This is a genomic window from Dysgonomonas sp. ZJ279, assembly GCF_011039205.1.
GTDB lineage: Bacteria > Bacteroidota > Bacteroidia > Bacteroidales > Dysgonomonadaceae > Dysgonomonas.
This window is the reverse complement of the sequence record NZ_JAAKEL010000003.1, coordinates 330965-342857: the sequence shown is the minus strand read 5'-3', so window position 1 is coordinate 342857 and position 11893 is coordinate 330965. Positions and strand designations below refer to the sequence as shown.

Here is an 11893-nt window from a genome sequence, read left to right as displayed (position 1 = left end):
GAAATAAAAATAAAGCAGGCATATTTTCATAGTGCGTGCCATAAATGTTTTTGTATGAAATAGAACCTCCTCTTTTAAACTTTTTAGCGAAAAAGTATATGAATGTTTTGAATGTTAACCCTTAAATTCCAATACACCATGCATAAAATATAGAACCAACCATCCGACCAAGCTTATTATGAAAAGACGATAAATAATAAGAAACGGAGAAGTGAGTAAGACTTCCCCGTTTGATTTTAATCATAAAAATAAAAGCTTCTCAACCTTATTCTCTAATAATTAATATGTAAATATATGAATCTAATTTCTAAACGAAAAATGAAGTGGCACATACTGTCATCTCAGAGCCATCTTGCACTAAAGATAATATTTATATTGCTATTCTGTTGTTTAACAAGTGCTTTTAGCATGCCATCTTATTCTCAGTCGACACACTTAAACCTCAACCTGAAAAATTCTTCGGTAGAAGAGGTATTAAATAAAATAGAAGAACAAACTGAATTTCGGTTTATATACAATAAAAAGTTCATAGATGTAAATCGCAAAGTAGCAATCGCCTCAACCAACGAGAATGTATTCGCTGTTTTAGATAAACTATTCCAGAATGAAGACGTTGCTTACGAAGTTTTTGATAGACAAATTGTTCTATCTCAGAAAAACAAAGCAAAAGATTTTCAATTGACAGAAACGACCCAGAGTACCAATCCTGTTGGAGGAAAAATTACTGATGCTGCAGGCGAGCCTCTGATAGGAGTCAGTGTTTCGGTAAAAGGTACAATAAAAGGTACAATGACTGATACAAACGGAATATTTAAAATTGATGCCACAGAAGGAGAAACACTTGTAGTAACATACATCGGATTCTTACCACAAGAACTAAAAGTAGGCGGTAGAAAAGAATTTAATATTGTGTTAAAAGAAGATGTAAAAGTGCTGGGAGATGTTGTAATAGTCGGCTTCGGGACACAAAAGAAAGAGTCTATCACCGGAGCAATTTCGGCCATAAGTGGTGATCAGCTAGTTACAACGAATGCCGCAACAACCTCCACCGCTTTAGCTGGTCGAATTTCAGGTATCAACTCTCGTCAACCGGACGGACGCCCAGGTTCGGGTACAACAATCCGAATAAGGGGAATGGGCACACCTCTTTATGTAATAGACGGTGTTCAGAAGGATGAAGGTCAATTTAACAATATCGATCCCAATGATATAGAATCTATATCTATACTTAAGGATGCTTCTGCTGCCATATACGGTGTCCGTGCAGCAAACGGAGTGGTAGTGGTCAAAACCAAATCAGGTATAAGAGAAACAAAAAACACAGTTAATTTGACTGCAACTTATGGATGGCAGAACTTCTTCAGATTTCCCAAACCTGCAAATACACAAACTTACGTAGAGACAAAATATCAATCTGATATTATAAAAAAGGCTACTGATCCGAACTACAATATGAAATATTCGGCAGAAGATTTAGCCAAATGGCAACAGGGAACAGAGAAGGACTATCGTGGTTTTGACTGGTACGACTACGTTATAAATACATCACCAATGTCTTATATCGGTGGTAATGTTTCAGGAGGATCCGAAGATATAAATTATTATTTATCACTCAGCCATCTGAACCAAGATGCCATTATCGTGAACTATGGCGGATTCAATCGTACAAATATACAAATGAGTGTAGACGCCAACATTAACAAAAGACTAAAGATAGGCGGAAACATGAATGGTCGTATAGAAACAAGAAAAAATCCGGGAGTTCCCGGCCAAGATGATTATTGGCAAGCCCTATTTGCAATCTATCGAAACTTACCAACCAGAAGACCTTTTGCTAATGATAATCCGAACTATCCGGCATTAACATCATCAGAGAATAATACAAATTTTGGGATGCTCAATTATGAACGTTCCGGAACATTAGAAGAAACCTGGCGTGTAATCCAATTGAATATATCGGCCGAATATAAAATAATAGATGGGTTAAAACTAAGCCTCTTGGGGGGATACTATTACGCTGATAAATTCCAGCGAAATCATGAATACACTTATAAGCTATATGAATATGTAGAGGAATCGGATACTTACAAAGTTATAAGTTCTATGGATAATCCATATATGGAACGTACTTATGAAAAAGTAGAAGAAACTTCAGGACAATTTATATTAGACTACGATAAAAAAATTGATGTGCATTCTCTATCTTTTACTGTTGGCGGCGAGGCTATAAGAAGAAAATCCCCTAGATTCTGGTTGCAAGACAGACCAGCTGCTAATGCAATAGATCAGGTTTACCTTACGTCTATGGTAGGTATTCAGGATAGGCTGAATGAACCTCAATCCAGAGCAGGATTCATCAGCAGGATCAATTATAATTATGACAATAGATATCTTTTAGAGTTTATAGGCAGATATGATGGTGCGTGGAAATTTCCTAAAAAAGATAGATGGGGATTTTTCCCTTCTGTATCTGCAGGTTGGAGAATTTCGGAAGAATCATTCTGGAAAGGTATCAAGAATACCGTATCTGATTTAAAACTAAGGGCCTCTTATGGTGTAGTCGGCCTTGATGAAACACCCGATTATAGCGCATTTGATTATCTTGATGGATATGATTACAATCAAGGTGGAGCCGTTGTAGACGGAGAATGGGTAACAGGTACCAAACCAAGGGGTGTACCGGTAAGAACTTTATCATGGCTGGAAGCCAAAATGTTTAATGTAGGGTTCGATTTTGGATTTTTCGACAATAAATTAACAGGTGATTTCAACTTTTTCACAAGAAAATTAGATGGTATACCCGAACGTAAAAATGATGTGTTGATACCTAGCGAATCTGGTTTTGAACTTCCTCGTGAAAATTTAAAATCAGAAATGCTGAGAGGATTTGATGGTAGCATTACATGGAGAGATAAAGTAAAAGATTTGAACTATTCGTTAGGTGGTAACTTTACTTTTTCTCGCAAATACGATTGGCATCAGTATAAGCCTCGTCATGGAAACTCATGGCAAGTCTATCGCAATTCTATTGATGAGAGATATAGCAATATCAATTGGGGGAAACAAGTTATAGGTCAATTCCAGTCATGGGAACAAATAGCAAACCATCCAGTAAATGTAGATGGGAAAGGGAATACAACGATCCGCCCCGGCGATTTGATATATAAAGACGTGAATGGCGATGGCATTGTTAACGGTATGGACGACAGACCAATCGGATACAGAGAAGGCGATGTTCCATATTTGAACTTCAACTTTGTCTTTGATTTCGAGTATAAAGGCTTCGATTTAGGACTAATGTTTGCCGGATCGACTTTTTCTTCTTTTTACATGGAATCTGAAATGAAAACACCATTACATGATGGAGGTAACAACCCTCAATATTATCTATCAGACCAATGGCATTTATCCGACATTCACGATGCAAATAGTGCACTTGTGGCAGGAAGGTATCCTACAATCATTGAAGGAAACGGAAATCATAGCAACTATTGGAAAAATGATTTCTGGCTAAAAAATATTAGTTACTTGAAATTAAAGAATCTGGAATTTGGGTATACTCTCCCATCCCACATCAGTGGACGTCTGGGAATGACTAAAGCCAGATTCTTTACGTCTATGCAAAATCTCTTCTCAATAGACAATCTAGGTGATATAGATATGGATCCTGAAATTGACAAAGGGTCAGGTATACAATATCCGACCAACAGAATAATCAGTATTGGTTGTAATCTAACCTTTTAACAGAATAATATAATTATGAAAAAAGCAAAATTATATATAATAAGTGCCTTCGTATTTTGCACTGCCATGTTTGGATGTTCCGATTTTCTTGAAGAAGAACCTGAGAAAATATTTACAGACGAACAAATATTCACCGATCTTAATATGATTAACTCTGTATTAGCCAATTATTATGGAAGAATAAACTGGGGTCCGAGTGTAGAAGATATCGACGGTCATGCTTATACAGATGAAGCTGCATTTTCGAGCGGAGGAATCAGAGATTATAGGACGTACGATAATAATTGGTGGCGATTATACGAATACAACTTTGTACGTGACATTAATATATTTCTGAGAGGTCTATCCTCTGAAACGGCAAACAATAATATTGACTTGAATGCCGACATAAAAAAACAATATGAAGGTGAAGCACGTTTTTTACGTGCATGGGCTTATTTCAATATGGCAAAAGGTTTAGGTGGAGTTCCTATAGTTTACGACGAAATATACGGCTACGAATCGGGAACTAATGTTTTAGATCTACAAGTTGCTCGTTCTACTGAAGCTGCAACCTACGATTATATTATCGCTGAATGTGAAGCTATCTCTCAACTACTAGAGAATGCTAAAACAAACTCACCTTCCGATAATATACATGCAGCAAGAGCTAACAAATGGGTCGCCCTTGCATTAAAAGCCAGAGCAGCTATTTATGCAGGCTCTATTGCTAAATATACAACTACCCCCGAACTGAGATTACCTAATGGTGAAGTTGGTATCCCAACTTCGGAGGCAAGTACATATTATCAGATAGCCTACGATGCTACTACCGAAATAATAAAAGGTGGCAAATATAGCTTATACTTAAAGAACGAAATTGATTTAGGGCGAAACTTTTATGATTTGTTTATTAACAAGGAGTCAAACCCTGAAGTTATATGGGCACTCGATTATGTTGCTCCCGGTAAAACACATGGTTTTACGAACAACAATGTGGCATACTCTATAAAGGGTGATGTTGACGCAAACAAAATAACTCCGATTCTAAACATTGTAGAGGCGTTTGAATACAAAAATAACAGAGATGGGAAATTGAAAATTAAAGATGCCGGGGGTGACTTTATATTCTATGAAAATCTTGAAGATTTATTTGTTAATAAAGATGCCAGATTATATGGTACCATTATAACTCCGGGATCTCTTTTCCGTAGTGTTTATATCTCATATCAGGCAGGTCAAAAATACCTCGAAAATGGGGAATGGAAAAGCAGAGTGGGTGAACCCGGTGCTGTGAACCCGACCTACGGATTACTTACAGACCAAAACGGACCTACTAGTGGAGATCAGCTGTATGTTTCAAAAACAGGATTCAATATTCGCAAATTTGTAGAAGAAAACAAAGATGCCGCCACAAGAGGTAGAGGAAGTGATATCTGGTTTACACGATTCCGTTTTGCAGAAATATTATTGATAGCCGCCGAAGCTTCTTTAGAACTGGGAAAACCCCAAATAGAAGTATGTGGATATATAAATCAGGTAAGAAGCAGAGCCGGTATACAAAATTTAAGCAATGTAACAATTGACGATATTATAAAAGAAAACCGCGTAGAGTTTGCATATGAGAATCACAGGTATTGGGATTTGAAACGCTGGAGAAGAGCACATCTGCTTTGGAATAATGATAGTGAAAGTGATACATCTATGTTCTATTCTCTTTTCCCATACAAAGTAAATGAACCGGGAAACGCACAAAATGGCAAATGGGTGTTCGAAAAAGTTAAAACATATACCACCAGATATCCACGCTATTTCGAAATGAGGAACTATTACAATTTCTTCGATCAGGATTGGTTGAACCGAAATCCGAAGCTTGTTAAGAACCCATTCCAATAATACGGATATCATCTTGTGTAATAACTTAAAAATTAAGAAGAATGAAAAAGAAATATTTTAGCATATTAATTCTATTTGCATTCGTATTTTCATCTTGTGAAAAAGATAATTACGATGAACCAAAAAGCGATTTAAAAGGCAGAGTCGTTACCAATACAGGTGAGACTTTAGGAGTCAGAGGTACAGAAAATGCTTTGCAGATGCAACTCTGGCAAGATGGCTATGATAACTACGAATCTATTGAGGTCTATATAAACCAGGATGGAACATTTGCTGCGAAAGTATTCGATGGCCAGTACAAATTAGTAACCAGAGACAATAATGGACCGTGGGTAAATGATAGAGATACTTTGCTGGTAACAGTGAAAGGATCTACTTCTGTCGAGTATATTGTCAAACCTTACTTTACCTTGAGTAATGAGGTATTTAAAGTAACCGATAACATTCTGACTGCAACTTTCGATGTTAGTCAATTTACCGCTGTAGCCGACCGTAATATTGAGAGAATCACTCTCTATGTGGGTAAGACTGTATTTGTCGACGATAGCTTCAAAGATAAAACCCAGAATGCCGAAACACCTGTAATCGGATCGAATACAATAAGTATGGATATAAGTTCGATAAACCATCCTGTACTGTATGCCCGAATAGGAATCAGAATATCGGGGGTAGACCAGATGCTTTATACTGTTGGTTCGGCGAAAGTTAAGTAAATAATTTTAATATCAAGCCGAGATATCTGCCTGTTTTAAAGATACTTTACTACAGGTAGATATTTTAATTTATTTTATTATAAAATTTAAACAAATCTTATTCGCAACTTCTCCACAGAAGTATTAATTTAGAGGCTGCGTAGTAACCTTTTAACTGATCATGAGAAACAAAATTTTAATATTTTGCTCCTTAATTCTGTTTACATTTGTCGGTGTTCTGGCTCAAGAACAACCCGATGCCCCTTTATTCAGAGACCCAATCACCGATGGAGCTGCCGATCCGTGTGTTATTTACAACCCCATGGAAAAATCTTGGTGGATACTTTATACCCAACGACGAGCCAATTCAGAAACGGCAGATGTGGCATATTGCTATGGCAATGAGATAGGTATTGCTTATTCGGAAGATAACGGGAAAAGCTGGAGATACAGAGGTTCGCTCAATTTAGAATTCGAGAGAGGTAAAAATACGTTTTGGGCTCCCGACGTTGTGCTTCACAATGGAATCTATCACATGTTTGTATCTTATATCAGAGGTGTAGCCAATCATTGGAGCGGCACTGCTCGCATGGCTCATTATACCAGTACCAACCTTTGGGATTGGAAATACGAAGGCCTTGCCAAATTACCTAAAGATGATGTTATAGATGCGACGCTCATCCAACTTCCGAACGGAGACTGGCGCATGTGGTACAAATGGGATAGTAAATCGTTATTTGCAGATAGTAAAGATCTATTTACGTGGACAGGTGATGCCAAACCGGCTGTAACTGACGAACCCCATGAAGGGGCTAAAGCATTTAATTTCAAAGGCTCATACTGGCTTATTACCGATGAGTGGAAAGGAATGGGTGTCTATAAATCACCTGATTTGTTAAATTGGACAAAACAGAAAGATAGAATATTAAGTAAAGAAAGTCAACGAAAAGACGATTATCCAAGAGGAAATCATGGGGATGTTGTAGTTGCCAACGACAAAGCATATATTTTCTACTTCACCCATCCGGGAAGAAGGTACGGAAATGAATCACTTAACGAGAATGGAAACATTCCGTATGAAATGCGACGCTCATCTATTCAGGTTGCTGAGTTGGATATCGTAAACGGTGAATTAATAGTTTTAGATAGGGACAAGCCATTCAGCATTTATTTACCGAATTATTAATCATTGAAACAGCAAAAAAACATTTATTTATAATACCAATAAACATTTATTTAATGAAAAGAAAACTTTTAATTGTAGCTTTAATCGTATCGAGTGCTACCTCATTCGCCCAATGGAAACCAGCTGGTGATAAAATGAAAACGAAATGGGCAGAAACTATTGATGTTAACAATGTTTTACCCGAATACCCACGTCCAATCATAGAACGTTCGGACTGGTCGAATCTAAATGGCTTATGGGACTATGCTATCCTACCGGTAGGCCAACAAGAACCTCAAAGTTTCGATGGTAAAATACTTGTACCTTTTGCTGTAGAATCAAGCCTATCAGGCGTTCAAAAATCGCTAGGAAAAGATAACGAACTATGGTATAAGCGAACATTTACAGTTCCATCTAACTGGAAAGAAAAAAATATATTGCTGCATTTTGGTGCAGTAGATTGGAAAACAGAAGTATATGTAAACGATATAAAAGTAGGCTCACATACAGGTGGCTATACTCCTTTTTCTTTCGATGTAACTCCTTATCTAACTTCGGGTAACCAAAAACTGGTAGTGAGAGTATGGGATCCGACTGACGATGGTTATCAGGCAAGAGGCAAACAAATCAATAAGCCGGAAGGCATTTGGTACACTCCTGTATCGGGTATCTGGCAAACAGTTTGGTTAGAACCTGTTAGCAAAAAGCACATCGCTAATGTAAGAAACACACCAAATATCGACACTAACAGACTAACTGTAGATGTAGCCACAGAGAACACCTCTGCAGCAGATGTCATCGAAGTTATTGTTAAAGACGGTGCAACTACCGTTTCTAAAAATAAATTTGCAGCAGGACAAAATATAGAGATTGCAATTCCTAATGCTAAGTTATGGTCTCCCGAATCTCCTTTCTTATACGATCTTGAAATTAATCTATACGATAATGGCAGACTACAAGATAAGATAAAGAGCTATGCAGCAATGCGCAAAGTGTCTACCAAGAAAGACAAAGATGGTATTGTACGTCTTCAATTAAATAATAAAGATTATTTTCATTTCGGACCACTCGATCAAGGCTGGTGGCCTGACGGACTATACACTGCTCCAACAGATGAAGCATTAGTATATGACATCAAAAAAACGAAAGATTTCGGATATAACATGATCCGTAAACATGTAAAGGTAGAACCTGCACGCTGGTATACTCATTGCGATCGTTTAGGAATACTTGTATGGCAAGATATGCCTAATGGCAACGGACATCAATCTCCGCAATGGCAAATGAGAAAATTCTTCGACGGTAAAGAAATGCTTCGCTCGGCTGTATCGGAAGCTGACTACCGCAAAGAGTGGAAAGAGATAATGGATTATCTGTATTCTTATCCGTCAATTGCTGTATGGGTACCTTTCAATGAAGCATGGGGACAATTCAAAACCGTAGAAATAGCAGAATGGACTAAAACTTACGATCCTTCACGTTTAGTTAATCCAGCCAGTGGTGGTAATCATTATCGCACAGGTGATATGCTAGATATACATCACTATCCGGGTCCGAAACTAACATTGTATGAAAACGATTCTGACAGAGCGACAGTATTAGGCGAATATGGCGGAATTGGTCTGCCGCTTCAAGGTCACTTATGGCAATCTGATAAAAACTGGGGCTATGTTCAGTTCAAAAATGCGAAAGAAGTTACAGACGAGTATGTTAAATACGGAGAAGAATTGGCAAGACTTGTGAAAATGGGTTACTCTGCTGCCGTATACACTCAGACAACCGATGTAGAAGGTGAAGTAAACGGGCTTATGACATACGACCGCAAAGAAATTAAGATAGAAGAAGGTCGTGTAAAAGCAATCAACCAAAAAGTAATAAATACTTTAGCTGAGTAATAGACTATTCAAACAATAGAAAAATGAAAAAATTACTTTATTTACTTTGTGCTGTTGGCTTATTTAGTTGCAGCGAAAGTAAAATCAAGCAAACTGAGATTATAAAAAATGATCTTCGCGCTCCCGCTTATCCATTGGTGACTATCGACCCATACACGTCGGCATGGTCTATGACCAACAATTTGTATGACGATCAGGTAAAACACTGGACAGGAAAAGAATTCCCACTTATAGGAGTAATCCGTGTAGATGGCAAAGTGTATCGTTTTATGGGTGTTGAAAAACCACCAATGCGAACTATAGCCGGAATGTCTATGGCAAAAGCATGGAATGGAAAATACACATTCAACAAACCGGCAACAGACTGGGAAAAACCTTCATTCACTGATACTCAATGGAAAGAAGGCCCTGCTGCTTTTGGTACGAAAGACGAAGTGAATGTGAATACACCGTGGGAAACCAAAGATATATGGGTACGCAGAACGATTGAGATCAATGAAGACCTTTCAGGTAAAAAACTATATCTTGAATATTCTCATGATGATAATTTCGAACTATATATCAATGGTATAGAGGTAGTAAATACAGGATACGCATGGAACAAGAATGTAGTTATACCTATCCCCGAAGAAGTTGCGAAAACAATTACACAAGGAATAACTGTGATTGCAGCGCACGGACATAATCAGACAGGTGGTGCTCTTGTCGATTTCGGGCTATATGCCGAAGACGAGATAGAAACATTCTTAACAGCTACCGCTGCACAAAAGTCGGCGGATGTGCAAGCGACTCACACCCGTTATGTATTCGATTGTGGCAGTGTAGAACTAAACCTTTCGTTCCTTGCCCCATTGTTGATGGATGATTTGAACCTTGTATCCCGTCCTGTAAATTATATTTCTTACGATGTGACCTCGCTCGACGGGAAAGCGCATGATGTGGAAATGTATTTTGAGGCTGCGCCAAATTGGGCATTAGATTTCCCTGTACAGGCAAACAAAGGTGAAGGATATGAAAAAGATAATCTTATATTCCTCAAAAGCGGAAGTGTAGAGCAAAATATACTAGGCAAAAGCGGTGATGATATTCGCATCGACTGGGGATATTTCTACTTATGCGGCGAGAAAGGTAATACAACTTCGAGTGTAGGAGATGCCTATAAGATGCGTGCGGAGTTTGTAAAGAACGGAACACTATCGGGTGATATCAGTTCTAAAGACAATGCGAATCTGGCTTTAGCTCAATCGTTAGGAAAAACCAAATCTGCATCAGGAAAAGTATTAATCGGGTACGATGATATCTATTCTATACAGTATTTTGGCGAAAACCTAAAACCGTATTGGAACAAAAAAGGTGATAAAACAATAGAACAAGCTTTCGTAGAAGCAAATAACGAATTTGCCAAACTTAGCGAAGCATGTAGCACATTCGATTATCAACTAATGACTGAAGCTGCTGCCGTTGGCGGTAAAGAATATGCCGAATTATGCGCCCTTGCATACCGTCAGGCAATTGCTGCTCATAAAGTAGTAGAAGCACCTAATGGCGATTTGCTATTCTTGTCGAAAGAGAATAATAGCAACGGTTCTATCGGCACAGTGGATGTAACCTATCCTTCTGCTCCCCTGTTTTTATATTACAATCCCGAATTGGCTAAAGCTTTGCTAAATCATATTTTCTACTACAGCGAAAGTGGCAAATGGGCTAAACCGTTTCCTGCTCACGACATAGGTACATATCCGTTAGGCAACGGACAGACTTACGGTGGTGATATGCCTGTGGAAGAAGGCGGAAATATGCTTACTTTAACCGCTGCCATTGCAGCCGTAGAAGGCAATGCTAAATATGCAGAGAAACATTGGGAAGTGTTGACTATCTGGACAGACTATCTGGTAGAGAAAGGTCTTGATCCTGAAAACCAACTTTGTACCGATGATTTTGCAGGACATTTCGCTCACAACGTGAACCTTTCGGCAAAAGCAATTATGGGTATCGCATCTTATGGATATCTGGCTGACAAGTTGGGTAAAAAAGATGTGGCAGAGAAGTATACCAACAAGGCTAAAGAAATGGCTGAACAGTGGATGAAAATGGCTGACGATGGAGATCATTACCGTTTGACATTCGATCAACCGGGAACCTGGAGTCAAAAATATAATATAATCTGGAACAAGATAATGGATTTGAATATTTTCCCTGATAGTGTGGCTCAAAAAGAAATCGCTTTCTATCTGACCAAACAGAATGAATATGGTTTGCCACTAGATAGCCGTAAGAATTATACAAAATCTGACTGGATTATCTGGACAGCTACGTTGGCCGACGATCAGGAAACATTCAAGAAGTTTATCAGCCCATTGTATAAATTTATGAATGAGACGACCGACAGAGTGCCTATGAGCGACTGGTATAATACCGACAGTAAAACTCATGTTGGATTCAAAGCCCGCTCCGTTGTGGGTGGATACTACATGAAAATGCTTGAAAATAAACTTAAGAAATGATTTCTCTGATGTATTTAA

The 11893-nt window shown here is 38.2% G+C and carries 6 protein-coding genes; all 6 read left to right on the top strand.

Going from position 1 to position 11893, the window contains the following annotated elements:
• Positions 1–294: 294 nt before the first annotated feature.
• On the top strand, positions 295–3744 hold the full coding sequence (locus tag G7Y57_RS06755; protein ID WP_255491358.1) for a TonB-dependent receptor: 3450 nt from the start codon (positions 295–297) through the stop codon (positions 3742–3744).
• Between the two features lie 15 nt (positions 3745–3759).
• Positions 3760–5619, top strand: a complete 1860-nt coding sequence (locus G7Y57_RS06750; protein ID WP_165021443.1) for a RagB/SusD family nutrient uptake outer membrane protein — start codon at positions 3760–3762, stop codon at positions 5617–5619.
• 41 nt (positions 5620–5660) lie between these two features.
• Positions 5661–6332, top strand: coding sequence for a DUF3823 domain-containing protein (locus tag G7Y57_RS06745; RefSeq protein ID WP_165021442.1), 672 nt, complete (start codon positions 5661–5663; stop codon positions 6330–6332).
• A gap of 160 nt (positions 6333–6492) precedes the next feature.
• Positions 6493–7497, top strand: coding sequence for a glycosyl hydrolase (locus tag G7Y57_RS06740; RefSeq protein ID WP_165021441.1), 1005 nt, complete (start codon positions 6493–6495; stop codon positions 7495–7497).
• Between the two features lie 53 nt (positions 7498–7550).
• Positions 7551–9371: a glycoside hydrolase family 2 protein gene (locus G7Y57_RS06735; RefSeq protein ID WP_165021440.1), complete on the top strand. Its 1821-nt coding sequence runs from the start codon at positions 7551–7553 to the stop codon at positions 9369–9371.
• A 23-nt stretch (positions 9372–9394) separates the two neighbouring features.
• Positions 9395–11875, top strand: a complete 2481-nt coding sequence (locus G7Y57_RS06730; RefSeq protein WP_165021439.1) for a glutaminase domain-containing protein — start codon at positions 9395–9397, stop codon at positions 11873–11875.
• Positions 11876–11893 lie beyond the last annotated feature (18 nt).